Genomic DNA, 24,801 nt, shown 5'->3' with positions numbered 1-24,801 from the left:
CCCTTTTTTTATGCAGCACCATCGACCGAATTTATGTCGCTAACGAGTTTAGGCTTTTCTTTTTTCTCGACCCATTTTGCAGGAAAGATTTTTTCTACCGCTTGAGACAGCGATCTAGCAAGCGTAGTAGGTAACCGAATACCCAAAGGGTTTTGTTCTTTTAAATCTGCCGAAGACACCACCCGTGTTCCCATTACATAATCAAACCAAGGTTTAGTCACACACCAATTGGCATCTTGATTAGAGTTCATGTGGTGATCGTAATGCCATGGAATTTTACGCTTTGCCCAGTCAGGCTCTAAATGTGCACGGCGATGAATATAATAATAGTTTCCAGCACTGTACCAAGCTGCAAGTGCCATACCTTTTGAAAATGGATAGAAAATAGCACTTGAGACTGTTGCGACTACAGCAAGCGAAATTAGCTCATTTTTAGTTCGCCAGTTTCCAACACCTTCCACATAGCAATCATCATGAAATTGTTGTTTACGTACTTCCCGATGGTGTGCCCAATGCGACTCCATGCTTCTTGGCACGGGGCTATAGCGCGGTTTTCCAGCACGGTGTACACCATGCAAAATATATTTATGCGCCACCCATTCAAATGCATTTGCAACCGCAATTCCTGCAATGAACCCTTTTAACATCACCTAACTCCTTTTTCTTTTTATTCAGCATATAAAATTCGTTATGCTAGGTATTGACCAGAATTTATGGTTTCATTGACAAATCACGACAAGAAAGAGGTGGTCAGGGATGCCACAACTAAAAAATTATACAGGCTCAGTATATGGAGGACTGGGACATCTATTAAAAGCTTATTGTGAAGCCAATCAGTTAGCTATTCCTGAACAATTAGAACAAGTTCAAAATCTAGAGCGCTTTGACTATGTGATTTGGCGCGACCTATTAGAAGTCATTTATAAACTAGACCCGAAGCCGGGATTAGGCCTAGAAATTGCCAAATACGTGCAACCCAAACACTTAGGGATTATTGCCTACCTTGCTCTCTCTTGCGATAACTTAGGTGAAGCTTTAATTCGCTATCATGATTTTCACCGTCTGATTTATGACGGCAGCCCTTTAGTCGTTGAGTTACAAGGAAGATATGGCTCTATTCGCTGGGAAGCGACTGAGTTACACCCTACTCAACTTACCGATGAAATCGCGATTGCACTGGTCATTCAGTTCTTACGTCTTTTTATGTCTCATGAAGATGTGCATTTACATGAAGTACATTTCTTAAATGCTGCTCCTAAAAATATTAGGGTTTATGAACAATACTTCCAATGTCCCGTTCGTTTTAGCCAGCCGCGTACAGAGTTGCTTATTCCAATTACGGAAATTCATAAGCCGCTTAGCAGCGCCGACCACACCCTACAGCAGTTATTGGTTCAGCAAGCACAAGCGCTGTTAGAGCAATTACCAAATTCGACCCAACTTGATCAGCGCTTACAGCATTCAATTTTGACTGGACTGCAAAAAAATCAATATCAAATTGAATATATTGCTGCTCAATTAGGCCTGTCCGTGCGGCAACTCCAAAGACATTTACAACAGCAAAACACCACCTTTCAGGAACGCGTTCAGCAAGTACGGTTTATGCTCGCAACCGAGTATTTAAAAGATCCACATTTAAGCTTACAAGAGATTGCTCTTTTGCTTTGTTATTCAGAACAAAGTGCTTTTCAAAGAGCATTTAAACATTGGACCAATCAAACACCACAACAATGGCGAGATCAATTTTTAGACAAAGAATAACCAACCAAAACTTACAAATCTTTTCTTGATTAAAACAACACTGAAAACAAAAATTTCATATAGTCACATGCTTCAAATTTATGTGACGTAATTCACATTAATTAAAATAGATTAAATAAATGAGTAATCAGAATGAATAAATATTTTGCTGAATTTCTAGGTACGTTTTGGCTAGTCTTTGGTGGTTGTGGTAGCGCAGTATTAGCCGCAGCTTTCCCTGAACTTGGTATTGGCTTTGCAGGTGTAGCCCTTGCCTTTGGTTTAACCGTACTGACAGGCGCCTATGCTCTAGGGCATATCTCAGGTGGACATTTTAATCCCGCGGTAAGTGTTGGCCTTTGGGTCGGCGGCCGCTTCGATGTTAAAGATTTAATTCCCTATATTGTTGCTCAAGTGGTCGGTGCGACTGCTGCTGCATTTGTTCTCTACATTATTGCTCAAGGCCAAGCGGGCTTTAGTGGTGTTGGTGGTTTTGCTTCAAATGGTTTCGGTGATTTATCACCAAACAAGTTTGGCTTAGGTTCAGCTTTCATTATTGAAGTCGTTCTTACAGCTTTCTTCTTAATCATTATTTTAGGTGCAACTGACCGCCGCGCACCTGCTGGCTTCGCTCCTATTGCGATTGGTTTAGGCTTAACGCTTATTCACTTAATCAGTATTCCAGTTACAAACACTTCGGTGAACCCTGCACGTAGTACAGGTGTTGCGTTCTTTGCTGAAACTGCTGCTTTAAGTCAGTTGTGGTTGTTCTGGGTAGCGCCGATTTTAGGTGCTGTGATTGGGGCGATTATTTATAAGGTAGTTGCTGGGGAGAAGGATTAATTCTTTATATATAGCTTTAATCTGCTATCGCGGTGGGTGACATGGATGTCACCTGTTGAGCAGGGGTACACGGAAGTACCCTCTGATCAACAAAAGACTTTTGCTTACTTTTGGTCTTTCAAAAGTAAGAAATGTCTATACAAACTCAATAAGACTTAACGTGGTACTAAAGACTGTATGGCAGCATGACTATGCTAAACATCACACATAGAATGCATAAATTATAAAAACGGATTATTAATTTCTTGTTCAGCTGGACGTTCAATTTTCTCAGGCAATTCTTCTTTTTCCAAAGCCGCAACCACTTCGTTTAAAAAGCTCTGTAAAGCCTTCGCTTGTTCTAACCCGACTTTGTCTTTGGTAATTTGCAAGTTGCCATAAATACTGACGCAATCGACATCATTTTCTAATGTTAAATCTTCAATTGATGAAGACTCTGTACCCTTTTCAAATGGCTTAAACATAGGTCTTGTCTCGTTGTTATATCTTCACAGTGTAATACGACCAATTTAAAAAAAATCGATCAAAATTAAAAGAGCCGATAACATTAAGAATGCTCCCATTAGGATATTAAAATATTTCAAACGGTTGCCCTGATTGAGCACCACTGAAAATTTATCACCACAGACCCCCCAAAAGAACAAGCACACATAGCAAGTGAAGAAATAAATAACGATAAAGATCGGCAACGACTGCGGGTTCTCAATGCTTGTAAACATGGTAATGCCTGACACACAAGCCAACCACGCTTTGGGGTTGAGCCACTGTAGCAAAAAACCATCTTTAAAATTGGGAATAATCATCTGTTCTACAGGAACACTGGAAATAGAAATATTTGCAGCAGAAAGAATAATTTTTATGCCGATATAACAGACAAATAGCGTTCCACAAATCGCAAGAATCTTTAATACAACAGGAAACTGAGTTAATAAACTCTGAAGCCCAAATGCCATAAAAATTAAAAGCAAGGTAAAACCAATGGTTGCACCTGAAATATAGGGAAGCGATCTTTTTAAACCATGATTTAAACTGGTCGATAAAATGACGGTATTTACTGGACCGGGGGTAATAGACATTGCAAATGAAAAAAGAAACATCGAGGCAAACATTGTTATTGTCCTTATTAAAATAGAATACATAGACAGATCTGTCTATTGATTCTATTTTAAACATTTACGGTTTTGCAATAACAATCAAAAAAAGCTGCTTATTTCATTATTTGCAAGAAATAGTTCACCAATGCTTCGACCAGTTGCTTCACAATCGCTTGGCGTGTTTCTTCGTCAATCGTTGGAACTTTTGCTTCCATTGCTTCTGATGAACCACTTTTTTGCTTTTTAAATTGGTCTTGTAGCGCTTTAATTTGTTCGGCGTTTAAGTCCTGCTCGCATTGGCTCTCGCCATCCCAATGTAAATAATCTAGCTTCTGATTTGGCTTAACTTGGCTTGCCGTTAAAGGTAGGCGATAGACATTACGCTTTTGTTGCTCGGTTAACTGAGGGAACAGGTTAACGCCTAAGCGTTCTTCAAGGTAGCAAACACTCACCACTTTCACTTGTAGAGAGTTATTGTTTGGTGCGTAGTAAGCCCCAATAGCGCCTGTTTTTGGCATATAGACCGCTTTATAAACTGCGGTAGGAACAATCACACCCTTCCCAATCGTTTTAAGGCGTTTACCCTCAAAAACAGGGCCTGTAACCACATAAACATCTTGTTTTTGCTTAGTCGCGATAGCACGCGTAGCTTCTTCAAGTTTACGCCAAACTTCCTGATTATTTTTAGGTGCTTGCGGCACCATATTACTTAACGAGAAGCTATCAGACTGTGAGCTTTTATTTGGCATATCACCATTCGGTGCCATATGACCACGGTCATAGCCTGAACCACGATAATCACTTAATAGTGCTCGATGCTTTTGATCGATACGGGTTTCTTCATGGAAGTTGTCTTCACGCTTAATTTTGACACTCAAACGTTCTGCATTTAAATGCTCAGCCGACCATAACGGCGTTTTAGAAATGCCTGAATACAAGACATTAAAGCCATTAAAACACAGCGGATAACTGTCTTTTTTTAAGCTTTCTTTATTTAAAGCAGGGGGAACTTCTCGATAGAACTGATTAAGGCAAGTCGAGTTAGTACTTAAAGGTGAAAACCACTGCGAAATCTTTTCACTACCAAATGCAATCGCAAAACTTCCCGCAGCAATACAAGCAAGAATAATCTTGCCAAAATGCTCACTTAGAGAGAATGAGTTTGTACCTTTATTACGTTTTTTACTTGCCATGTTTCTATCAATACCACTGTCCACACGCAGCTTAACAATCCTGCTTTTTTAAGTATATCTCTTATCTTTCAAATGGTTAAAACATGGTCATCTTTTTTGTAACTCCATTTCCCCTTACGTAACAATCTGTTGGAATTATGAGATGCTTTAGCTATTGAATTACGCCAATTGCGTATCTTTCGTTGAAAAACACTGATTGCTTATGACATGGTTAGCTCCACAAATTTGGATAAAAATATAATCGGAGTCCACTTAATGATCCATTCAAAGATTATTGGTATTGGCGTAATCACGGGATTATGTAGTATGGCCGCTTTGGCTGAGCCAGCAGTGCAGCCAGGAGATACTTTAGAAAGTTTGTCTAAAGTAAAAGTAACCACAACCGTAAATGGCCAACCAGGCTCTATTAGCGATTTAGTCAATAGCGGACAAGTACAGCAAGTTTCTGCTGCACCAACAAATGCAGCGCCTACAGGTGCTCCTATTCCGGCAGATGTTCCACCAGCACCTCCAGCAGGCGGTGAATTGGCTCCACCAGCAGCACCAACTGATGCAGTACCACCTGCACCAAACCAAGCGCCTCCAGCGCCACAAGATCCGAACACTCCACCGCCTCCGGCAGATCCAACTCAGTCGGCAGACCCGATGGCAAAAGATGGCAGTTTGCCAGCAGATGCACCTATGCAAGCTCAGTAATCAGAGCCATAAAAAAAACCAAGACATCTGTCTTGGTTTTTTTATTACATCAAATTTTTAAATTTCGATTTGACTACCTAACTCAACTACACGGTTAGTTGGAATTTGGTAGAAGTCACTCACTGGACTGGTGTTACGCTGCATAGAGATAAATAGTTTTTCTCTCCATGGAGACATGCCATCGCCCACCGAATGAACAATACGATCGCGCGAAATAAAGAAGCTGATGTGCATCAAATCATATTCAAGACCTAACTGCTCATAAGCTTGCATAAGTGCTTTTGGTACATTCATTTCATCTTTAAAGCCGTAGAAGATTTTAATACGGAAGAAATGCTCAGCTAGGGTTTCTGTTGAAATACGTTCTTCTGGTGCAACAAATGGTACGTCTTCGATAACTACCGTTACCAAGATATTGCGCTGATGCAGCACTTTATTGTGCTTGATGTTATGTAGCATGGCATGTGGCACAACGTTTGGTGTACCCGTCATAAAGACAGCATCACCCGGTACCCAGTGCACGCTATTACCAATACTTTTCACAAACAAATCTAGCGATAACGTATCGTGTTCGAGCTTGGCAAAAGTAAGCTCACGACCACGTTTCCATGTCATTAAGATGGTCACTGCAATCGCACCAATCAATAATGGCACCCAACCGCCCGACAAGATTTTCAGTGAAGTTGCTGCGACTAAAACCGACTCTAAAATAAAGAATGGAATAATCAGGAGTAGCACTTTTGGCATGCTCCACTTCCAAGCCGAATAGATGAACACAGCAACCAAAATCGTGTCACACAGCATAGTCAAAGTTACAGCTAGACCATACGCACTTGCCAAGTTTGAGCTGGTTTTGAAAATCAAGATTAAGATAATAATTGCGATTAAAAGTAACCAGTTTAAGAAAGGAACATAGATCTGACCCTCTTCAGACTCAGAGGTATGTTTAATACTTAAACGTGGTAAATAACCCAATTGAATCGCTTGGCGAGCAAGTGAAAACACCCCAGAAATTACGGCTTGAGAAGCAATCACGGTTGCCATGGTCGCCATAATAATCATTGGGTAAAGTGCCCACTGTGGAACCAATAAATAGAATGGGTTTTGAATCGCCGCTGGATCTCTTAATAGTAATGCACCCTGACCTGCGTAGTTTAAAACCAAGCACGGCAACACCACAAAGAACCATGCTAGACGAATTGGAACTGGTCCAAAATGTCCCATATCGGCATACAGTGCTTCACCACCAGTGACTGTTAAAACGACAGCACCCATAACAAAAAAGGTCATTACGGGGTGGTGATAGATAAACTGAATCGCCCAATGCGGACTAAACATGCCCAACACCACAGGAGTCTGAATGACGCTGTGAAGACCTAATAATCCTAACGATAAGAACCACACCATCGTGATTGGGCCAAAAAACTTACCGACAAAGGCCGTACCGTGTTTTTGTACCAAAAATAACGCGATGATAATGGTGATCGCAATTGGCATGATGAATGGGTCAAACACATTGGTTGCAATAGACAAGCCTTCGACTGCCGACAGTACCGAAATGGCTGGGGTAATAATACCGTCACCAAAAAATAGTGATGCGCCAATAAAGCCAATCGCAATCATGTAGATTTTTTTGTTATCGGCAATTTTGGCTTTACGCAAGTTCAATGCGAGTAAGGCCATGATTCCGCCTTCGCCATTGTTGTCTGCACGCATGACAATGGCGACATACTTGATGCTGATGATCAGCATTAAGCACCAAAAAATAATGGATAAAATTCCTAATACGTTTTCAGGCTGAATTCCCAACCCATGCGCTGCATGGAAGGACTCTTTTAAGGCGTAGAGTGGACTTGTTCCAATATCTCCAAAGACCACCCCAAGAGCTGCCAAAGCCGTGGCAGGCAAGGTTGCTTTTTTGGCCGTATTTTGCATTGTGTAATTAAACCAATATGATTTTTATCGCAATCTTATCACCTCTATTATTTTTTTTCTGTAATGCTCATCTTAAATCTTGGCAGGACTCGATTTTTTAGTTACTATCGCACGCCTTGGTGAGGTGTCCGAGTGGCTTAAGGAGCACGCCTGGAAAGTGTGTATACGTTTGCGCGTATCGAGGGTTCGAATCCCTCTCTCACCGCCAGAATTGAAATTTAAAGAGGCTTAAACCTAATGGGTTTAAGCTTTTTTATTAGCCAAATATTAAAAAACCACCTCGAAAAGACCGATAATTTTCTGATCTTATTTAAGCCATAGATTAAATCAAACATTTTAACTTAATGAAAAATCTCACTTCTTTATCTAAAAAAGCAATTAACTTACATAACAATTTAAACTTACCTTTTTCAATTTATTCAGCCTATAAAGAACAAAAAATTAGAAATGTTCCGATTACGAAACCGTTACTCATCGCTATCTTAAGTGGCGTTAAAGAGTTGGGTAGAACTGAAAACATTGTATGCGAAGCGGGTTCTTTTATATTTTTATCAAATAGTGCCAGCATTGATATGCGCAACATTCCAAATCAAGAAGAATATTTTGCGCTCCTCATCGAATTCGATTTTGATGACTTTAAAGACCTCCCAAATCTGTCAGGAACTTCTAAAAAATTTGTACAAGGCCAACTCAACGCCTTACTAGAAAACGCACTTTCTCAATTTATAGATTTTTCTCTCATTGCGCCGCCTTCTGTTTTTAAATTTAGAAGAAGAGAACTTTTAGAACTTATTTATCACTCGGGTTACACCGACATCTCTAGCCTGAATATGATTACAAGTTTGAGTGACAAAGTTCAGGCATTAATTTCTGATCACTTAACTACAGAACTCACAGCCGAATTTATCGCATCCCAACTTTTCATGAGTTCATCGACTTTACGAAGAAAGCTAAAAAGTGAAGGAAATAGCATTCAAGATATTCGTAATAGAGTAAGGCTGGGGCATGGATTACATTTAATTCAAACCACCAACACCAGTATTGGCAATATTGCATTTGAATGTGGCTATCAATCACAATCAAGATTTACAGAACAGTTTAAAAATTTATTTGGCATTACTCCACGCGAGCTACGCAAAACTAAAATGCTTACTTAAGGCGAAATTATGGCAAATCTGCGTATAAAGAATTTTCAGAAGAAAACTTAATATCTTTTGCACATCAAAAAAGGTACTTAAGAAAGCAGATGAAAAAAGTAGCAGTTATTTTATCGGGTTGTGGTTATTTGGATGGTTCTGAAATTAGAGAATCTGTTTTAACACTATTAGCTTTAGATACAGCCAATATTGAATATCAAATTTTTGCACCTGATGAACCTTTGTTTCATGTCATCGATCATGTGAGTGGCGAAATAAACATGACTGAGCGGAGAAATATTTTACAAGAAGCAGGACGAATTGCCCGAGGTGAAATTTCCTCACTCGATCAACTCAATGAAAATGAATTTGATGGCCTTCTTCTTCCGGGTGGATTTGGAGTCGCAAAAAATTTATCAACTTTTGCCTTTAAAGGAGCAGAAGCAAGAGTACATTCTAGAGTTGCTTCAATTTTAAAAGCGTTTCATCAAAGTAAGAAACCGATCGGGGCAATATGCATATCCCCTGCGCTCTTGGCGCTTACATTTGGAGATTTACATCCAAATATCACTTTGGGGTCTGACATTAACACTGCTAAACAAATTGAAAAAACGGGTTCAATTCACCATGTTTGTCAAACCTCAAGCTGCGTGGTCGATAAACAAAACTTATTTGTTACCACACCTGCCTATATGGATGACCAAGCTGGTTTAAAAGATGTCTTTTTAGGAATTACAAGTTTAGTTACTGCCATGACAATTTTGGCAAACTAAGATGTTTTATGAGGGATAGACATTTCTATCCCTCTATTTTATTGAATCTAATCGACTATAAGTAATTTCGCACCATTCAAGCTAAAAGACTGGTGTGGTTCGGAGTTATCTCCGACTTGATAACTCATGCCTGAAGTTAAAGTAAATGTTCGACCATCCTTCAATCTACTTTCTAGCTCGCCTTCTAGGCAAAATAATATATGCCCTTTTTCGCACCAATGGTCAGCTAAGTAATTTGCTGAGTACTCTACAAGTCTTACTCTAATTTTATTTGTTTCTTCACCAAAAAATTGAGTTTTCCAATAAGCTTTTCCAGTTTCACCGCTATATTCAGTGACTTCAATTTCTTCCCAGTTTGTAATTTGAAATGGAAAAGGCGCGATATTCATAATTTTTTCCAAAGACGTATTATTGTATTTTTCAACTTATAGACAAATTCAATTTTTGCAAACTATTTATTCATAAATCATAAATATATCAAAACTATTTTTCACTTTGAAAGGCCCAAACCTCACATTCAGGCCTTCCTACCTTAAAATTTACTCAGATAACGCTAATAACTTCTGAACATACTGAACCGCATTATTTTCGATGTCTTGGTGAGTCGGAACATCATCATCTTCAGAAGGATTTGTGTCTAAACCATAAAATGCATGGAGTGGTTGATAATCCGCCCCCACATATAAAGCCGTTAGCTTAAATGGAGTAAATATCTGCTCTAAAGAAAGCTTATATTCACCCTGCTCTGAATAAACGTTTTCTTTAACACCAGCAGACAAAGCCAACATAAACTTTTTATTTTTAAGCTTGTCACCTGTTGAGCCATACGCCCAACCATAAGTCACAACTTCATCAATCCATTGTTTCAAAAGCGGTGGGCAGTTAAACCAATACACTGGAAATTGAAATACTAAATTTTCGTGTTCTTCTACCAGTGCTTGCTCTTTGGCAACATCAATTACCCCATCTGGGTAGGCTTGATAAATTTGATGAACCGTAAATTGGTCTGGGTGTTTCTCTAGTTCCTCTACCCATCTTTTATTTACAACAGACTGGTCTATGTGAGGATGAGTAACAATGACTAATGTCTTTTTCATTATAAAAACACTCTTATCGAAAAGTTGATAAATCGATTATAGAAGTGTGCTTTCCTAAATATAAGTACGGTAATTTGTGTTATATACTATACTAAAAGATAGTGTAGATTTTAAAAATGACTGAATGCGTTCCATCACATACGCCATTAGAAGAAACGGGTTTCGGCTACACCCTTTCTTTAATTAATGGCAAATATAAAATGATTATTATGTATTGGCTGTATGAAAAAAATGTCATGCGTTTTAATGAGTTGCAACGCTGTATTGGCAATATTTCATTTAGAACACTCAGCAATACACTTAAAGAATTAGAAAGAGACGAGCTTATTATTCGCAAGGAATATCCTCAAATTCCGCCTAAAGTTGAGTACCGTCTTTCAGAAAGAGGACAGTCTTTGATTCCTTTATTAGATATGATGTGCGATTGGGGCGAGCGCAATAAATCGTCTTAGTTTTATAGACTTGAAGTGATACTAAATATGAGAAATGAATTAAGAGAAATTTTTATTAAGGGATGCGACGATAAAATTGAAAAGAAGGGAGACAACGTTGGTCTATCTTTTTATGCTTTTTTTAAAAATAAGAACGATAACCCTGAGTTACTGATGGAAGCAGCGCATTGGTGGATTATGGAACATAAGCTAGATCACTTCGAGAAGGCTGTTAAGATTAAGCAGTTGGTTTTGAGTGAGCAGTAATTAGAGTTATTCGAAAAGGCTTAAATTTAAGCCTTTTCATTATTTTTAAATTTAAAAATTAATTACTTAACATATGACCAAACATCAGGATCTGTATATTCTTCATCGATATGATAGCCTTCAGCCTTAGCTTTTCTCTCTTCCTTTTCACGATATTTTTTATTTTCAATTAATCTCTTTTTAAACGCTTGCTCAAACTCACTAGGTGTCATTTTATCAGAGTCAGGAATTGAGTCTCTTTCATTGTATCGAACACTTTGAAAGCTAAATCTAAGCATATATTGTTCTTCATTCCGCTCATTTTTAGCTGTTCTTTTTAAACTGATATCTAAAATAACCCCATTAGCATACAACCTATAACCCAATGATTTTGTCGGGCTGTTGTTTATTATATTTTTCCATTCTTCAAAACTAAAAATATAGCTTGGGTCAATGACATCACGACTTTTCGATAGATGTTTAATATTATCTTCTTTAGCGATACGCGGAGCATCTGTGAAGAAATAGTTTTTCCAGCCAGCCTGATTAATACGTTTCATTAAAGCTACATAGCTTTGATAAACCTGCTCTGGGGTAGCAAATTCTTCTTTTGTGAGGCCAGCATCAATATCTAAAACTTGGATCCCTTCATTTTTATCATATTGAGTACCTAGTACAGAGAAAACATGCTCAATTAACAAACTGTTAGAACCATTCTCTATGGTTAATTTTCCTAAGTTAGGAGGAGAAAATTGAAGCTCTTTAAAGCTAACACCCGCTGGGTGATTATCGACCTTTCCATCACTATACTTTGAAAAATCTTGAATACCTTTTTCACCCATATACAAAGTGTAGGCCTGCTGATTCAAAGTCAAATTTTCATCATGTTTTGCGGTTGGCTGACAAGCGGAAAGGAGTAATCCAAAAATAAAAATTAAGAAATATTGTCTAAATTTTACCGTCATTACTAACTTCTCTACTTTGCTATTTCCCGTCTCTGCGATAATTTTTAATCTTGAACAATAAAGCTATATATCTTGTCAATTTCAGCATCACCACCTGCATAGAAATCAGCTCTTATATGAATTCTATATTTTCCTTTGTGCTTAGGGGTTCCTTTGATTTGTATAACATTATATCCATCCAAGTCATCAACAGGTTTAACTGTTACGCCTAGGTCTTCGGGTATATTAGTTTCTAATTCAGCGTATTTATCAATAACTTTCCCACCAGAAATCTTAATAATTTGTTGATATTCTTGATTAATACGTGCAACTGGCAAGTCTTCTGGAGTAATTTTATATTTTTTACCGCAACCTGTAAGTATAAAAATAATGGAGAAAATAAATATTAATTTATGCTTCATTAGAAACTTGCCTTTTAAGGAGAGAGCAAAATATCTTTATTATCAAAAAATATAAAATCTTTTTACTTCTTTTTCAAAGCTAGAATATAACTTTTAAAGAATAATAATCTATGATTACTTATGAAAATGGGACAGATAAACCAGATAATTATATTAGTTTATAAAATTTGAAAGGATGAAAATGTTTACAGATACTCTATCTTGTTTCCTTGAAAAATTAGCTTCAAAAGAAGAATTGGATGAGTGGTATTTATCTGCTTTCATTGATGAGAATATTTATTCGCTATCAGCAGCAGAAGCTTTTGAATTTTCTTCACATATTCTAAAGCTTCTTAAAGATGACGCTCAACCAGACTATACATATGAATTACTTACTATTTTATTAGCTCTACAACGACAGTCTGACACAACACAAATACCTGAAATTCTAAAAAATAGTCCTAATTTTTTTGATGAAATTATTAAAAATAATCCTGAAAAATATGTTCTAAATCTAGCTCATGAGTTGGCTAAAAACTATCGTATTATTAACCTCTATAGTAATTAAATAATCTAATCCATATATAAAATAGGGTTAAAAAACTTCTATTAATTTTCTGTAGAAAGCCCAACTCCCATCGGGCCTCCCCCATCAAACCCGACTTAAAAAATAGTCGAGCAACGCATCCCTTTCATCAGTGTTATTGGTCCCCAAAAGCTGAACCATCGCGCCATCAATCACAAATAAAAACATGTGTGCATCTTCAACTGTAGCAGTGTCTTTTACAGTTAAAAGGAATTCATGAATTTCTTTAATGAACCAGTTTCGATAGTCAATTACGAGTTTATAAGCTGTTGGATAGATCTTTTCAATTTCAAAAATGGCTTTAAATGGCAACCGATAAAAGCCATCTAAGTTCGCATGTAAGAGATAAATTTTCTTGAGTTTATCGAATGCCATGAGTTCGCGGTACGAATGAATAATTGAAAATACTTCATGTTTTAATGCATCTATTTGAAAAGTTAAGCTCATCTGAATGAGCCTTTCTTTGGAGTGAAAATAGTTATAAAAAGTAGCTTTGGGGATTTTGGCTTCCTCAATAATTCGATCTATCCCGATGTAAAACCCATTTTGATTAAATAAATCTTTTGCTGCGTGGAGCACGCGTAATGCTCTAAATGAAGCTTCTAAATTTGGCATTTTTATACCGTTTAAAATAATTTTTTGTTGTATGTAAAAGAGATAGAAATGCCGCCACTCTTAAATTGAGCGCTAAAAACAGGCATGCAAAAGCAGCACAAAAATGGTGTGCTCGCCTATCTCAGGTTTTATTGTTGCTATGATTTTATAGTCGTAATGACCTATGGCTTAAAACCTAGAGTCGGTTAAACCGTTTTAAAGACCAGTTGAGTATCGAGTCAAAGATTTTGGCAATGGTTGCCAATGAGAGAGATGAAATAGTACGCATAACGGCGGACTCCTTTTGATTTAGAAGAGTCTTACCAATTACTGTCAAATAATGGTGGCAAGACTAGAAGGGTTGACAGACTGGTACAAAAGGAAACCAGCGCACGCAAGCGTGCCCCTCCTAGCCTCACCATAAAGGCGTGACTTAAGAGAACGCACAAAACGAAATAATACGTTGTTGTGCGCCTTTTGTTCCAGCTCTGTCAAAAGCTAACTGGCAATGTAGGCCAGCACGCAAAGGATAATCCGCACGTTTTTGAGTGTCAATGTAAGGTTGAATAGAAATTGGTTAAATAATTATTGTTGTTTATTCAATTAGATATTTAAGCTAAAAAGACCTTCAACTTAAATTTAACGATGTAATGATAATAAAAATGTAGGATAGTGAATTATGATTGAGTTCATCATCTGAATAGATAATTAATAATGATAATAAAAGGACCTCCCACCAGTTCAGAAGAATATCAAATTATCTTTCAGTGGCTTGAAGAGCGGTCCAATTATTCTATTGGGGCGATGGCCTTTCTTAATCAAACACAAGCGACCAATACCGAGTGGCAACTCTTACGTTTGTATAACTCAAAAAATGCTGAACAACTGCTAGGAGTCGCAGTCATCGTTGCTGGCGGCACCTGTTTTTGGGTTCCATCAAAGACATCTTCATCTGGGGCATTGCTCTGTACATCAATTTTAGAGCTTCAACCGCGTCGGATTGTAACCACCGCAATCGGACGAGACTTATTACATGCCGAGATAAAACAAAAAGGGCGTATTTTAAGAGAATATGATCAATGGATCATGGTTTGCTCAGGCCAATTTTCTGAAGCTCAAGGCCGCTTGGCTGAACTCTCGGACATTGCCCGTCTTAACGAATATCAGCATCAATACAATAAAGAGCGCTCAGTAAATGAAACACCTGATTGGGAATCTTTAATTCAACAAGAAAAAATTATTGTGCTTGAAGCAGATCAACAAATCATTTCGATAGTGCGTTTAGGCATAGAAACCGATCGACTCGTTTCTATTGGCGGCACATATACCTTCCCTGCTTATCGCCGAAAAGGTTTTGCCGAACGCATCTTAAAATTTGCAGTTAATCGGATTGTTGCAACTGGACGGATTGCCCACTTAATTGTCGACGTTGATAACACTCCAGCGGTTACGCTTTACCGCCAAATGGGCTTCGAATGTATAGAGTCATCTTACATTGCTTACCCAGAGTATTTATAAAAAATTATTCATTTTCAAATCTCTTAAATGAACCGATTGATCACGCTATAAATAAAAGCTACAGTAAATAAAGTTTGAATTTTATAACTTTAAATAAATTGATAACGCACGCAGGCAAAGACATGGAAACCATACATGATTTTTATCGCCGCTTTTCTTTAACCAGAGATAGCGATTACTCGGTTCCATCAACTTCGTTTGGACATTTTAACGTGTTCCAACGCGATGCCTGCTCGTTTCTGACACCTTATAGCCGTCGCGATTATTATAAAATTTCACTGGTTTTAGGCACAGGCGAACTTCACTACGCCAACCGCTGGATACGAGTCGACCGCCCTGCTTTACTGTTTTCAAACCCAATGGTTCCCTATGCATGGGAAATTAATTCGCCTGAACAAGCAGGCTGGTTTTGCCTATTTACCGAAGAGTTTGTAAACCAAGAATCAAGGCAAAGCTTTTTAAAAGACTCGCCGCTTTTTAAAGTCGACGGTGACCCATTGTATTTTTTAAACGATCAACAGGTTGAAGAAATTTCATTTATTTTCAAAAAGATGATGACTGAAATAAATTCAGACTACATTCATAAATACAACGTTTTAAGGAACTATTTGCACCTACTTGTGCATGAAGCCATGAAAATGCAACCGACCCAACAGTTTGAAAAACATAGTAATGCTGCGGTTCGGATTTGTCATTTGTTCTTTGAATTATTAGAGCGCCAGTTCCCAATCGACTCGCCACATTTTCAGCTTAAACTCAAAACTGCAAATGACTATGCCTATGGCTTGTCGGTGCATGTGAACCATTTAAACCGAGCTGTAAAAGAAGCCACAGGTAAAACCACCTCTGAGCATATTAGCTCGCGTATTACGCAAGAAGCCAAAGCATTGCTACAGCACACTAGTTGGAATATTTCCGAAATTGCCTATAGCTTAGGCTTTGAATATTCAGCGTATTTCACCAATTTCTTTAAGAAAAATACGGGCTTTTCACCTAAAAAGTTCCGAGAAGACTGTGTAGCCTAAAAACAGATTGTTTGAATTTTATAATTATTGGTTTGAATGTTATACGTCAGTTTGAGCCAAAGCATTTTATAGTTTTTCTACTCAAGTGATTTTGCAAAAAGAGTGTGAAAAATGAAATATAGAACTTTAGGACAAACAGGCGAAAAAGTATCAGCACTTGGTTTAGGTTGCATGGGAATGAGCTTTGCCTATGGTGCCTCAGACGACACACAAAGCATTGCCACTCTAGAAAAAGCATTAGACCTCGGCATTAACTTTTGGGATACCGCCGACATGTACGGCAACGGCGCAAACGAAGTTTTGCTCTCAAAAGTTTTAGAAAAAAACCGCGACAAAGTGTTCTTGGCGACCAAATTTGGCTTCCGTTATAAAGAAGACAACCTTAACCCGCAAAACTCTTTAGAATCTTATATCGACGGTTCTCCAGAGTGGATTAAAGTTGCGGTCGAAAACAGTTTAAGACGCTTAAATACAGACGTAATTGATTTGTATTATGCACACCGTATAGACCCAAGCGTGCCAGTTGAAGACACTATTGGTGCAATGGCTGACTTGGTGCAACAAGGTAAAGTTCGTTACCTAGGACTCAGTGAAGCATCGGCGGAAACCATTCGTAAAGCACATGCGATTCACCCAATTGCAGCAGTTCAACACGAATATTCATTGCTTACTCGTGAGCTGGAAGATACTCACTTTGAAACCATTCGTGAGTTAGGCATTAGCCTCGTGCCGTATTCACCGCTATCGCGTGGTTTAATCACCAATACGCTTGATGTGGGTAGCCTAGATGAAAACGATTTCCGTCGTCAGTTACCACGCTATCAGGGCGATAACTGGAAAAATAACCAAAGCTTGGCACAAGCATTTAGTGACTTTGCCCAAAGCAAAAATGCGACAGCGGCTCAACTGGCTTTGGCTTGGATTTTGGCGCAAGGTGACGACATTATTCCAATTCCGGGTACGCGTAAAATCGAACGCCTTGTAGAAAATGCGGGTGCTGTAGACCTTCATTTAACAGCGGCAGATTTGGCAGAAATTCAAGCGATTATCGCGAGATATCCAAACATGGGCGCACGCTATAACGCTCAGCAACTTGCTGCGGTCAATCACTAATATCTAAGCCATAAAAAAGTCCGACTCAGTGTCGGACTTTTTTATTTAGTCTTTGCTATATGTGCCCTGCTGGCGTCCACCTTCCCAGATCGCGTCTAAAGATTTATCTGAAATCGTTAGGCTTTCAGGGAAAATACTTAAATTCTTTTTAAATTTAGCCTCTGGCTTTAAACCAATACAGTCACCGTTTTTCCACCATGTACCTTCGGCATATTGGTCTAAAGCACCCACAGCGAGCATCCATTTAAACTTGCCATCTGGCTGAAGTAAAAGTTCTGAACCCACTTCCATCACGCCATTTAAATAATAGTGCCCACTCCACGCTTCATCGGATTTTTGGAATTTCACCTCTTTGCATGTGCTGGTTGGCTTGGCGTAAATTTGAGATGAAATGGCAATCGTAGAAACGAGTAGCAACCGTGCAAATTTATTCATCATTCAATTCCCTATTTTTTAGTTTTATTTCCCAGACTCAACTTTTAAATAAGTGCCGTCTGCATAAACGTTATGTCCAAAGCCACAACCTGACTCACCTTCATTTTGTTTGGCTTGAATATAATTTCCTAATTTCGCGTTGGTTTTAAAGTCGAGTTGAATACGGCAGTCTTCATTTTTATAAACTGTTTGCTTTTTATTAGTCGGCATTTTGGTGTCGAACTCACCCATGTTTGGGCCATAGATCAAGCTTCTAAGTCCCATATATAAACCGGCATAGCTGATTGCATATTGGCCCTTCTCACGACTTATCGTGATGTGATCCCATTCACCAAAACCTGAGTAACGCACATATTCACCTGACAAATCATTTGAGGCCTTAGGTGCAGGTAATTGCTTAAGATTAAACTGGCTCGATTTTGATTTTTCATCGAGCATAAACCATGCTCTGGCCCAAAGGGGCTGACCCAATTTGGCATAGGCTAAACCCACGTTATTGTTGGCAACTTCAATATCTCGGTCAGTAAATTTAACAGTGGTTTCGTCTGCATTGGCTTTACAAAATGCAGTCCAAGAGGCTTGGCTTTGGAAATTTTCGAGCGCTTTTTTATATTGTTTTTGGTCGTAGTTTTTCTTACCTAAGCTCGCGTATTGCTTCACTTTATTACAACCTTGCTGTAGCTCTTGCTCAAAAGAAAACTCTGCGTGCGTCACTGCCAAAGCTGAAAGTGTAAGAACCGCGCAACCTGAAATAATAGATTTAATCATTTTTAAAATTCTTTAATAATTAACTAATTATATAATATGAGCTGGCGCTATAAATCACAATTATTTGAAACAAAAGTCCCTTACAATGCTATTTAAAAAGGCCTGAACATTTAAGTCCAAGCCTTTTGATTTTTAGAATTTAGCCAAATCTCAACTAAGAAGATTCACTCAGACTCAAATTAGAATGACTGCTTTGAGAAATTGCGCTTTGCAAAATTTTCATACTATTTTTAATCGCATTTTCGACCTGTATTTGGCTATCTCCCATAAAGTGAATTTTTGCAGGGATATTTTCATAACTAAAATTGTTATGGTCACCACTTTCCTGAATCAATTGATAGGTAATGGTTTCATTTTCTAACTCTTTAATCCCATTAAATAAAAAGCCTGAACTATAAGGATTAGGCATCATCAGAAAGCCCGTTATTTTCGTGTTCACTGGCTCTTGTGGAATTTTCATGGCCGCCTTAATCCACATTTCATATAAGTCGACTGACTCATTGCGTAATGTGATGAATGGAATTTCTCCACCGCCTACTCGTCCACCAACTTCTAAAAAGACCAACTCGCCCTTAGATTCAATAAATTCAAGATGAATCGCCTGATCTTTTAATTTTAAGAATTTACATACGTCTAAAGTAAATTTTTCTACTTTATTAATAAATTCAGAATTATCAATTGTTACAGAGCCTAATGGCGCACCATTTCTGAAGTCTAAACAGGTATTAATATATTTTGAGACTTTAAAGTAAGGCATTTTATTGTCTGAAATAATCGCATCGACGTGATAGATATCCCCTTCAACAAATTCTTCTACTTCATAGCCCGAATATGAAGATAAACCAGGAATATCAGCCAACTCACTAATTTTAATTACCCCTTCAGAAGCCGCGCCTACCTGAGGTTTTAAAATAATCGCTGAGCCAATTTCCAGCAAAAACTTTTCAATATCTTGATACGAAGACACTTCCGAATATTTAGGGTAACGCACAGTTGAATGAGCTAAAGCATCTTTCATTTTTTTCTTGTTACGGCACAACAAATTGTCTTCGACAGTTGCACCCACAATATTCAATTCAGTTCGAATGCGAGCGGCAGCATCGAGGTCATATTCCGAGATGGCAATAACATAATCTATAGGTTTTTTCTTATAGATTTTTTTAGCCTGATCGAGAACATCTTCTTCATTTAACTGCTCTAACCCAGCTATGCAGTAACAGTTTGAAGAAGTGATATAACGCATCGTTTCTGTTAATGAAATATAAGACACATGCACGGCATCGTGATCTATATATTTATTATAATCAGACAGTTCATCGTCATATCTATTGATGATTAATACATGTTTCATATGACTTTCACCTGCTCATGTATATGTTTGACTAAACTACGGATCTTATCTTCGCTTTCGGAACGGAAAATGAAGTAGCCTAATCGTGAGGTCCAATCATGGTTGCACGCCAGTTCATCGTTTGTTTCATAGTAAAAGTGATGATGTACACATTCAGGTGCTTCTAACAGTTGATCTAAACCACTAAAACCTTTGAACAGACGGTGATTACCTTGAGGTATAAAGGCAATTGCAGAAACCAGATTTTTTTCTATTGAAGGTGAATATGGCAGGTCTAGGTATTCGCTCAGTACCGCTTGAGCAAGGTCAAAATTAGTCGCCAGTTTAATTAACTCAACAATATTGTCACCCGGTAAACGCGCTGCTAATTCAATTGCAACGGCTTTTCCTTGAGGCGTAACTCGCAGTTCTAAGTGAAAAGGCCCAATATTTAACTCTAAGGTTCTAATGACTTTTTCGGCATAGTCAAAAACATGTGCAGAAAATTGGCGGTCATATTGATTACCCACAATATGTCCAATTTCGACAAAGTAAGGTTCTGGCCCTAATAATTTTTCTGTTAGCGAAGCAAAGGTTATTTTTCCATCTGTATGGATAATTCCTTCAACACTGTATTCTTTACCTACAATGTATTCTTCAACAATTAAATCACCACTGGCATAGAAACCAATATCGTTGGGCTTAGCTTTCCAGATCGCTTCAACTGTTGTTAAAAGCTCCTCAAAATCTGCAACTTTTTTAACAGACATACTGCCCGCCATATCAACTGGCTTTACTACAGCAGGAAACTTAAAACCTAGAGGTAAGTCAATTTCTTTGCCCTGTGAAATCAAGGCATATTTAATATCGCTTAAACCCGACTTGGTTAGCTTGTCACGAAATTTAAATTTATTTCGAACTGTTTGAGCTGCCATATATTCAAGTGAGTTTTTGGCAAATGAGTTACCGAGTTGTGCTGCCATAGGTACCGCATATTCAACACCAGGTAATATGGCTTTTATGGTCTTTAACTCAACAATTTTAGAGAGTTGACTATGAAAATCACTGGTATCTATTTTTATTATTTCTTTTGCTTTTTGGCGCATTGTTCCATCAATGCTGCACTCTCCTTCATCAGTAGAAAAAACATATAAATCTATCCCTAATTCTTGAGCGGCATTTAAATAAGTAACGCCTGAAGAAATAGGTTCTATAACTACTACTGTCATTGTTACAGTCTCCGTTAGGGACCAAAACTTTCTAACTCACACAGAGGCTGATTTAAAATTTTATTAATTATTGGGGTAGAACCGACACCCACTGTTAACTCGTGAGAGTCCAAATAATTTGAAAAATCAAATCCATTATTTGTCCACGTACAAAACGGGATATTTATAATATTGACCTCAGCATCAACTTGTTCTCGAAAAACATTGAAGCAATATTGATGATAATCACTTAAAACTGACCGATTAATCGCATAGATATTTACTTTAGAAATAGGATTTTTCCGGATGAGATCTAATCCACGAGTAAGTGCAGCTCCCATGCCGCTTCCACCGCTTACAATATTGAGCGTAGAAATATCGTTCTCGTATTCAGGTTCTATATGATTATTCAGGTTGTATTCTAATTGATCACCAATCGCTAGCTTTTCAAATAAGTTAGAAAATATTCCATTTGGTCTTAATTTTATGTGCAAAACAAAAAAATCATAATTTTTTACACCCAGTGAAACTACAGAGTAACTTCGAATTAAAGGCTCTGATGGGTGTTTGATATTCACAATTGCTTTAGAGCTAAAGAACGTCCTTTTAATTTTAAATGTGAGCTCAACAATATTTTCAGCAAGAAAACTTCTACTGACAAGTTGAGCCACACTAAAATTATTAACCAATGGCGCGATTTCGACATCGCTATGAGCATAGCTAATACAAGGTAAGAACTCTTTCCCTACGGCAACCTGATTTCCCGATTCGTATACGACTCCACCTTTTAGCTTACATCGACAAACCCGGCACACACCTTTTAAACAGCCTTTCATCACGGCGCTATCAGGCACCGCATCGATGAGAGGCTGTTCAGAATCAGCAATGTAAATATGCTCTTGAGTGCGGATATTTACCATTGGCATATTCTAATTCCATTGCTATGAAAGCGTTTCAGCACGTACAGCCTGAAAATACTCACCCACCATTGGAACAAAGCTATTGATATGCTTGATTGCTAGATCAAAGTCTTCTTGTGTCTTAATTACAGAAGAAAGCATCTCTGTCATCATGCCGCTATGGTCTTCAGCTTCATCAAATGCAACATGCGAAGCTGCGCCCGATACAGCCTGATTCCCCATATGAACACCCGCTTTTTGCGTAATAAAATTATTAAATTTGTCGCCATAATATTCAAGGAACCAGTCCCAAACGACTGCTGGTAATGCCCCAAATTTCTCTACACAAAAGTTTAAGTACCCCATCAATTTCCATGTTTCAGGAAATGCATTTTTTGAAACGATCTGATCTGAAGAATAACCATATTTAGTCAAATCCTGACCAAACATTTCATCGTGACCAAATTCATCATATAAATAATATGAAAGCTGTTTTGCGGCAGAGATATTATTGATGGCTGCAACACGAACTGCATTTGCATCTAATTCATTATTCATATGAATGCGAATAACACACTCTAACATATGACGTTTATAATAATTTTCATCGAACCAGTCTTCATTATGAAATTTATGCATAATCTCATCTTTTTTAAACTCGCTATGCATAGCATGATCAACCGCACTTTCTAATTTTTTCAAACTTTCCTGTGAGAAAAACACGAATTATCTCCATTATATTTAAATTATTATCTAAGTATTAAATACTTATTTAGCTAGAATTAAGACTGTTATTAATTAAACTTAAAACAATCAAATATTATGTTTAAATATATTTTTAAAAATGTCAACAAAATATTATTTTTAAGAATTTCTAATTAAAATTAAATAAAATAATTTAATTAACAATCGAACAACAAATAATTTTTAATAAATGGATTAATTCAAATTAATATCCATCACCAACAAAATTTAAATAATTTATACTTCATGGAAAAGAAGGAATTTGACAGGGCTATATTGAGAAAAACAATGTAGACTCCTTATGGCTAAATATATGGAAGTATTAGAAAAGTGAATAATCTGATTATTGGGACTCTATTTGCACTCTGTGCTGCTGCACTCAATGCCTCTATTGGTGTGATCAGTAAACTGCTTATGCACAGTGGCTTAAGCCCACAAGACATTGCTTTTTTAAAAACAGTCATCGCCTTCTTCTTTTTAAGTGTGTTTTTATTTAAAGTTCCTGTTAGCCAAAAAATTGCTTTTATTAGCAATACTCCCAGCAAACTGAGTGTTTTTGTCCAAATTGCAATATGTGCTTTTTTAGGGATTTTTTCACTATTCTTTTTCGAAACCATTGCTTACAACCATGGTGCAGCAGCCAATGTAGTTGTGGTGCTCATGGCTTCAGCCGCTATTTCAGCTTTATTTTTTGGTAGATTAGTTTTAAAAGAAAGTATTTATATTCATTCTATTGCTGGAACATTATTAGCTGTAACAGGTATTAGTTTAATCTCATGGAAAGGTGAAAATAGTTTATTAATGCTGATCAATGCCTCTATTGCAGGCACTGGCTATGGTCTATTCTCAGTATTAATTAAAAAATTCAGATTAAATGGTGGTTTATTCCTAACGAAGTATTTATTATTTTTTGGTAGTGTTTATCTTGCCGTTCCCTTTTTAATTAATTTTCATAGCATTAGTTTTAATTCCAATATTATTTTAGGTTTAATTGGCTTGGCAGTTCTGCCGACCATTCTTGGATTTTATTGCACAACCAAAGCGTTAACATATCTACCCGCAGCAAAAGTACAAGTGACCGAACTTTCTGAACCCATTTTTGCAGCACTGATGGCTTGGGTTTTCATTCATGAACAGCCAACCTTATCGTTTTTGTATGGTGCAATCTTCATTATTTCAGGCATTGTTTTAATTAATAAAGCGCCTAAAGCCTAGTGCAAATTTAAATTTGATAATGGAACAAAATCCAAGCTCTCTTTAAAACTCAATTTATCTAATTTTAAAAATATTATTGATAAACTTTAGAGAGCTTTATTTAATTTAGACACAGTTCTACTTTAAGTTGGGCAAAGAATTTTAGACACAGAAAGTAGTAATATTTCGATTTGCTGTAAGTCTAAACCTGCCCTAGCACGAATTCCAATACTATGCGCGGCAGAAGTCATTAAGAAAGCTAATGCATCAATATCAGTATTATGAGGCAATTCTAGATTTTGTTTAGCTAGACTCAACCGTTGATAAAGCTGTTCATTCATTTCTGTTAAAACTTCTTTTAATACAGCTTGGATTTCATTATCAGCCAACGCATCAGCCATGGCTGTTGATATAACTGCACATCCGCTCAAATCGATATCTTCATGATATCCATCTACTTCGAGAGCTGTTCGCAAATATCTCAAAATAACATCGGCAAACGACCTATCCGTATCTTTATGTTCCAATGCTTTGCCAAATTCTGTCTGGGCATATTTTTGGAAATAATGCATCGCTTTAATATAGATTGTGCGTTTATCTCCTAAGCCAGCATAAAGACTTGGTCGGTTTAAACCTGTGGCCAAAGCCAAAGTATCAAGAGAAGTTCCTGAAAATCCACCTTTCCAAAATGCATGTAATGCCCGCTCTAATACTTGCTCAGGGTCATAAGAGCGCGGTCTGCCTCGAGATTTAATTTCCATTTGCGATCTCCATAAAAAATTTATTGACTATTTTATACAAAACAGTACAAAATTCAAATATTTTGCGAACCAGTACAAAAATACTCCTCTGAAAACT

29 protein-coding genes and 1 tRNA gene are annotated in these 24,801 nt (G+C 37.5%); 13 read left to right on the top strand and 17 right to left on the bottom strand.

Annotated features, from left to right (window positions below):
* Window positions 1-8: 8 nt before the first annotated feature.
* A complete protein-coding gene (locus K6I41_RS01235; protein ID WP_250375066.1) occupies window positions 9-647 on the bottom strand; it encodes a hypothetical protein in 639 nt (212 codons plus the stop codon).
* 109 nt (window positions 648-756) lie between these two features.
* Between K6I41_RS01235 and K6I41_RS01230 the strand changes: the two genes are divergently transcribed.
* Together K6I41_RS01230 and aqpZ are read left to right on the top strand one after the other, a co-directional pair.
* On the top strand, window positions 757-1,761 hold the full coding sequence (locus tag K6I41_RS01230; RefSeq protein ID WP_250375065.1) for an AraC family transcriptional regulator: 1,005 nt from the start codon (window positions 757-759) through the stop codon (window positions 1,759-1,761).
* A gap of 132 nt (window positions 1,762-1,893) precedes the next feature.
* Window positions 1,894-2,583, top strand: a complete 690-nt coding sequence (gene aqpZ, locus K6I41_RS01225) for an aquaporin Z (RefSeq protein WP_005300839.1) — start codon at window positions 1,894-1,896, stop codon at window positions 2,581-2,583.
* A 221-nt stretch (window positions 2,584-2,804) separates the two neighbouring features.
* Here the strand turns inward: aqpZ and K6I41_RS01220 are convergent, their stop codons facing one another.
* From K6I41_RS01220 to K6I41_RS01210, 3 genes are all read right to left on the bottom strand, one after another.
* Window positions 2,805-3,047, bottom strand: a complete 243-nt coding sequence (locus tag K6I41_RS01220) for a hypothetical protein (protein WP_016139941.1) — start codon at window positions 3,045-3,047, stop codon at window positions 2,805-2,807.
* A gap of 45 nt (window positions 3,048-3,092) precedes the next feature.
* Window positions 3,093-3,692, bottom strand: coding sequence for a LysE family translocator (locus tag K6I41_RS01215; RefSeq protein WP_250375064.1), 600 nt, complete (start codon window positions 3,690-3,692; stop codon window positions 3,093-3,095).
* A gap of 98 nt (window positions 3,693-3,790) precedes the next feature.
* Window positions 3,791-4,870 carry a DNA/RNA non-specific endonuclease gene (locus tag K6I41_RS01210; protein ID WP_250375063.1) on the bottom strand — a complete coding sequence of 360 codons (1,080 nt, stop codon included), beginning with the start codon at window positions 4,868-4,870 and terminating at the stop codon, window positions 3,791-3,793.
* A gap of 255 nt (window positions 4,871-5,125) precedes the next feature.
* Between K6I41_RS01210 and K6I41_RS01205 the strand changes: the two genes are divergently transcribed.
* The gene (locus K6I41_RS01205; RefSeq protein ID WP_250375062.1) at window positions 5,126-5,566 is read left to right on the top strand and encodes a hypothetical protein; all 441 of its coding nucleotides are present in this window, start codon (window positions 5,126-5,128) and stop codon (window positions 5,564-5,566) included.
* 57 nt (window positions 5,567-5,623) lie between these two features.
* Here K6I41_RS01205 and K6I41_RS01200 read toward each other — a convergent pair whose 3' ends face one another.
* Window positions 5,624-7,501 carry a potassium transporter Kup gene (locus K6I41_RS01200; protein ID WP_151766969.1) on the bottom strand — a complete coding sequence of 626 codons (1,878 nt, stop codon included), beginning with the start codon at window positions 7,499-7,501 and terminating at the stop codon, window positions 5,624-5,626.
* 118 nt (window positions 7,502-7,619) lie between these two features.
* On the opposite strand from K6I41_RS01200, the gene K6I41_RS01195 reads away from it, so the two are divergent.
* The 3 genes from K6I41_RS01195 to elbB all read left to right on the top strand — a co-directional run bounded on the left by K6I41_RS01195 (window position 7,620) and on the right by elbB (window position 9,410).
* A tRNA-Ser gene (locus K6I41_RS01195) sits at window positions 7,620-7,709 on the top strand.
* 136 nt (window positions 7,710-7,845) lie between these two features.
* A complete protein-coding gene (locus K6I41_RS01190; protein WP_250375061.1) occupies window positions 7,846-8,658 on the top strand; it encodes a helix-turn-helix transcriptional regulator in 813 nt (270 codons plus the stop codon).
* A gap of 89 nt (window positions 8,659-8,747) precedes the next feature.
* Window positions 8,748-9,410, top strand: coding sequence for an isoprenoid biosynthesis glyoxalase ElbB (elbB, locus tag K6I41_RS01185; protein WP_250375060.1), 663 nt, complete (start codon window positions 8,748-8,750; stop codon window positions 9,408-9,410).
* Window positions 9,411-9,457: 47 nt separating this feature from the next.
* Here the strand turns inward: elbB and K6I41_RS01180 are convergent, their stop codons facing one another.
* Together K6I41_RS01180 and K6I41_RS01175 are read right to left on the bottom strand one after the other, a co-directional pair.
* Window positions 9,458-9,799, bottom strand: coding sequence for a DHCW motif cupin fold protein (locus K6I41_RS01180; RefSeq protein ID WP_001017481.1), 342 nt, complete (start codon window positions 9,797-9,799; stop codon window positions 9,458-9,460).
* A gap of 150 nt (window positions 9,800-9,949) precedes the next feature.
* A complete protein-coding gene (locus tag K6I41_RS01175) occupies window positions 9,950-10,507 on the bottom strand; it encodes an NAD(P)H-dependent oxidoreductase (protein WP_250375059.1) in 558 nt (185 codons plus the stop codon).
* Window positions 10,508-10,623: 116 nt separating this feature from the next.
* Here K6I41_RS01175 and K6I41_RS01170 point away from each other — a divergent pair, with 116 nt between their 5' ends.
* Together K6I41_RS01170 and K6I41_RS01165 are read left to right on the top strand one after the other, a co-directional pair.
* Window positions 10,624-10,959: a winged helix-turn-helix transcriptional regulator gene (locus K6I41_RS01170; RefSeq protein WP_151822595.1), complete on the top strand. Its 336-nt coding sequence runs from the start codon at window positions 10,624-10,626 to the stop codon at window positions 10,957-10,959.
* 27 nt (window positions 10,960-10,986) lie between these two features.
* On the top strand, window positions 10,987-11,205 hold the full coding sequence (locus K6I41_RS01165) for a DUF6500 family protein (protein WP_005066974.1): 219 nt from the start codon (window positions 10,987-10,989) through the stop codon (window positions 11,203-11,205).
* A gap of 62 nt (window positions 11,206-11,267) precedes the next feature.
* On the opposite strand, the gene K6I41_RS01160 is transcribed toward K6I41_RS01165, so the two are convergent.
* Together K6I41_RS01160 and K6I41_RS01155 are read right to left on the bottom strand one after the other, a co-directional pair.
* On the bottom strand, window positions 11,268-12,149 hold the full coding sequence (locus K6I41_RS01160; RefSeq protein WP_250375058.1) for a hypothetical protein: 882 nt from the start codon (window positions 12,147-12,149) through the stop codon (window positions 11,268-11,270).
* A gap of 44 nt (window positions 12,150-12,193) precedes the next feature.
* Complete coding sequence (locus tag K6I41_RS01155) at window positions 12,194-12,550, bottom strand: hypothetical protein (protein ID WP_013196651.1); 357 nt, start codon at window positions 12,548-12,550, stop codon at window positions 12,194-12,196.
* A 181-nt stretch (window positions 12,551-12,731) separates the two neighbouring features.
* On the opposite strand from K6I41_RS01155, the gene K6I41_RS01150 reads away from it, so the two are divergent.
* Window positions 12,732-13,097 carry a hypothetical protein gene (locus K6I41_RS01150; RefSeq protein ID WP_035332243.1) on the top strand — a complete coding sequence of 122 codons (366 nt, stop codon included), beginning with the start codon at window positions 12,732-12,734 and terminating at the stop codon, window positions 13,095-13,097.
* Between the two features lie 84 nt (window positions 13,098-13,181).
* Here K6I41_RS01150 and K6I41_RS01145 read toward each other — a convergent pair whose 3' ends face one another.
* Window positions 13,182-13,730: a TetR/AcrR family transcriptional regulator gene (locus K6I41_RS01145; protein WP_250375057.1), complete on the bottom strand. Its 549-nt coding sequence runs from the start codon at window positions 13,728-13,730 to the stop codon at window positions 13,182-13,184.
* Between the two features lie 693 nt (window positions 13,731-14,423).
* On the opposite strand from K6I41_RS01145, the gene K6I41_RS01140 reads away from it, so the two are divergent.
* From K6I41_RS01140 to K6I41_RS01130, 3 genes are all read left to right on the top strand, one after another.
* The gene (locus tag K6I41_RS01140) at window positions 14,424-15,227 is read left to right on the top strand and encodes a GNAT family N-acetyltransferase (protein WP_250375056.1); all 804 of its coding nucleotides are present in this window, start codon (window positions 14,424-14,426) and stop codon (window positions 15,225-15,227) included.
* A gap of 122 nt (window positions 15,228-15,349) precedes the next feature.
* Window positions 15,350-16,252 (top strand): helix-turn-helix domain-containing protein, encoded by a 903-nt coding sequence (locus K6I41_RS01135; RefSeq protein WP_100290639.1) that lies wholly within the window; start codon window positions 15,350-15,352, stop codon window positions 16,250-16,252.
* 111 nt (window positions 16,253-16,363) lie between these two features.
* Entirely contained in the window at window positions 16,364-17,365 is a 1,002-nt protein-coding gene (locus K6I41_RS01130) for an aldo/keto reductase (RefSeq protein ID WP_250375055.1), read from the top strand.
* Between the two features lie 45 nt (window positions 17,366-17,410).
* On the opposite strand, the gene K6I41_RS01125 is transcribed toward K6I41_RS01130, so the two are convergent.
* The 6 genes from K6I41_RS01125 to K6I41_RS01100 form a co-directional block, all read right to left on the bottom strand.
* A complete protein-coding gene (locus K6I41_RS01125) occupies window positions 17,411-17,803 on the bottom strand; it encodes a hypothetical protein (RefSeq protein WP_250375054.1) in 393 nt (130 codons plus the stop codon).
* 21 nt (window positions 17,804-17,824) lie between these two features.
* Window positions 17,825-18,568, bottom strand: a complete 744-nt coding sequence (locus tag K6I41_RS01120) for a hypothetical protein (protein WP_250375053.1) — start codon at window positions 18,566-18,568, stop codon at window positions 17,825-17,827.
* Between the two features lie 154 nt (window positions 18,569-18,722).
* On the bottom strand, window positions 18,723-19,919 hold the full coding sequence (locus tag K6I41_RS01115; protein ID WP_250375052.1) for an ATP-grasp domain-containing protein: 1,197 nt from the start codon (window positions 19,917-19,919) through the stop codon (window positions 18,723-18,725).
* Window positions 19,916-21,127 (bottom strand): ATP-grasp domain-containing protein, encoded by a 1,212-nt coding sequence (locus K6I41_RS01110; RefSeq protein WP_250375051.1) that lies wholly within the window; start codon window positions 21,125-21,127, stop codon window positions 19,916-19,918. The genes K6I41_RS01115 and K6I41_RS01110 overlap by 4 nt, the downstream gene beginning before the upstream one ends.
* 14 nt (window positions 21,128-21,141) lie before the next feature.
* Window positions 21,142-22,032 (bottom strand): FAD-binding oxidoreductase, encoded by an 891-nt coding sequence (locus K6I41_RS01105; RefSeq protein ID WP_250375050.1) that lies wholly within the window; start codon window positions 22,030-22,032, stop codon window positions 21,142-21,144.
* 15 nt (window positions 22,033-22,047) lie between these two features.
* The gene (locus K6I41_RS01100; RefSeq protein ID WP_151988719.1) at window positions 22,048-22,728 is read right to left on the bottom strand and encodes a hypothetical protein; all 681 of its coding nucleotides are present in this window, start codon (window positions 22,726-22,728) and stop codon (window positions 22,048-22,050) included.
* Between the two features lie 351 nt (window positions 22,729-23,079).
* On the opposite strand from K6I41_RS01100, the gene K6I41_RS01095 reads away from it, so the two are divergent.
* Window positions 23,080-23,964, top strand: coding sequence for a DMT family transporter (locus K6I41_RS01095; RefSeq protein ID WP_250375049.1), 885 nt, complete (start codon window positions 23,080-23,082; stop codon window positions 23,962-23,964).
* A 122-nt stretch (window positions 23,965-24,086) separates the two neighbouring features.
* Here the strand turns inward: K6I41_RS01095 and K6I41_RS01090 are convergent, their stop codons facing one another.
* A complete protein-coding gene (locus tag K6I41_RS01090; protein ID WP_151988721.1) occupies window positions 24,087-24,704 on the bottom strand; it encodes a TetR/AcrR family transcriptional regulator in 618 nt (205 codons plus the stop codon).
* Window positions 24,705-24,801: the final 97 nt, after the last annotated feature.

Origin of the sequence: Acinetobacter sp. AS23, from assembly GCF_023612055.1 — a bacterium.
In the GTDB taxonomy this organism is placed as follows: Bacteria; Pseudomonadota; Gammaproteobacteria; order Pseudomonadales; family Moraxellaceae; genus Acinetobacter; species Acinetobacter oleivorans.
This window is presented reverse-complemented; position numbering and strand designations above follow the sequence as displayed.

What these genes read in the sequence shown, in the direction of transcription:
- K6I41_RS01130 (WP_250375055.1), top strand. Translation starts at nt 16,364, where the DNA reads ATGAAATATAGAACTTTAGGACAAACAGGCGAAAAAGTATCAGCACTT.
- K6I41_RS01090 (WP_151988721.1), bottom strand. Translation starts at nt 24,704, where the DNA reads ATGGAAATTAAATCTCGAGGCAGACCGCGCTCTTATGACCCTGAGCAA.
- K6I41_RS01190 (WP_250375061.1), top strand. Translation starts at nt 7,846, where the DNA reads ATGAAAAATCTCACTTCTTTATCTAAAAAAGCAATTAACTTACATAAC.
- K6I41_RS01205 (WP_250375062.1), top strand. Translation starts at nt 5,126, where the DNA reads ATGATCCATTCAAAGATTATTGGTATTGGCGTAATCACGGGATTATGT.
- K6I41_RS01160 (WP_250375058.1), bottom strand. Translation starts at nt 12,149, where the DNA reads ATGACGGTAAAATTTAGACAATATTTCTTAATTTTTATTTTTGGATTA.
- K6I41_RS01110 (WP_250375051.1), bottom strand. Translation starts at nt 21,127, where the DNA reads ATGACAGTAGTAGTTATAGAACCTATTTCTTCAGGCGTTACTTATTTA.
- K6I41_RS01215 (WP_250375064.1), bottom strand. Translation starts at nt 3,692, where the DNA reads ATGTTTGCCTCGATGTTTCTTTTTTCATTTGCAATGTCTATTACCCCC.
- K6I41_RS01115 (WP_250375052.1), bottom strand. Translation starts at nt 19,919, where the DNA reads ATGAAACATGTATTAATCATCAATAGATATGACGATGAACTGTCTGAT.
- K6I41_RS01135 (WP_100290639.1), top strand. Translation starts at nt 15,350, where the DNA reads ATGGAAACCATACATGATTTTTATCGCCGCTTTTCTTTAACCAGAGAT.
- K6I41_RS01170 (WP_151822595.1), top strand. Translation starts at nt 10,624, where the DNA reads ATGACTGAATGCGTTCCATCACATACGCCATTAGAAGAAACGGGTTTC.
- K6I41_RS01175 (WP_250375059.1), bottom strand. Translation starts at nt 10,507, where the DNA reads ATGAAAAAGACATTAGTCATTGTTACTCATCCTCACATAGACCAGTCT.
- K6I41_RS01220 (WP_016139941.1), bottom strand. Translation starts at nt 3,047, where the DNA reads ATGTTTAAGCCATTTGAAAAGGGTACAGAGTCTTCATCAATTGAAGAT.
- K6I41_RS01145 (WP_250375057.1), bottom strand. Translation starts at nt 13,730, where the DNA reads ATGCCAAATTTAGAAGCTTCATTTAGAGCATTACGCGTGCTCCACGCA.
- aqpZ (WP_005300839.1), top strand. Translation starts at nt 1,894, where the DNA reads ATGAATAAATATTTTGCTGAATTTCTAGGTACGTTTTGGCTAGTCTTT.
- K6I41_RS01210 (WP_250375063.1), bottom strand. Translation starts at nt 4,870, where the DNA reads ATGGCAAGTAAAAAACGTAATAAAGGTACAAACTCATTCTCTCTAAGT.
- K6I41_RS01200 (WP_151766969.1), bottom strand. Translation starts at nt 7,501, where the DNA reads ATGCAAAATACGGCCAAAAAAGCAACCTTGCCTGCCACGGCTTTGGCA.
- K6I41_RS01235 (WP_250375066.1), bottom strand. Translation starts at nt 647, where the DNA reads ATGTTAAAAGGGTTCATTGCAGGAATTGCGGTTGCAAATGCATTTGAA.
- K6I41_RS01180 (WP_001017481.1), bottom strand. Translation starts at nt 9,799, where the DNA reads ATGAATATCGCGCCTTTTCCATTTCAAATTACAAACTGGGAAGAAATT.
- K6I41_RS01120 (WP_250375053.1), bottom strand. Translation starts at nt 18,568, where the DNA reads ATGATTAAATCTATTATTTCAGGTTGCGCGGTTCTTACACTTTCAGCT.
- K6I41_RS01150 (WP_035332243.1), top strand. Translation starts at nt 12,732, where the DNA reads ATGTTTACAGATACTCTATCTTGTTTCCTTGAAAAATTAGCTTCAAAA.
- K6I41_RS01165 (WP_005066974.1), top strand. Translation starts at nt 10,987, where the DNA reads ATGAGAAATGAATTAAGAGAAATTTTTATTAAGGGATGCGACGATAAA.
- K6I41_RS01140 (WP_250375056.1), top strand. Translation starts at nt 14,424, where the DNA reads ATGATAATAAAAGGACCTCCCACCAGTTCAGAAGAATATCAAATTATC.
- K6I41_RS01125 (WP_250375054.1), bottom strand. Translation starts at nt 17,803, where the DNA reads ATGATGAATAAATTTGCACGGTTGCTACTCGTTTCTACGATTGCCATT.
- K6I41_RS01155 (WP_013196651.1), bottom strand. Translation starts at nt 12,550, where the DNA reads ATGAAGCATAAATTAATATTTATTTTCTCCATTATTTTTATACTTACA.
- K6I41_RS01230 (WP_250375065.1), top strand. Translation starts at nt 757, where the DNA reads ATGCCACAACTAAAAAATTATACAGGCTCAGTATATGGAGGACTGGGA.
- K6I41_RS01105 (WP_250375050.1), bottom strand. Translation starts at nt 22,032, where the DNA reads ATGCCAATGGTAAATATCCGCACTCAAGAGCATATTTACATTGCTGAT.
- elbB (WP_250375060.1), top strand. Translation starts at nt 8,748, where the DNA reads ATGAAAAAAGTAGCAGTTATTTTATCGGGTTGTGGTTATTTGGATGGT.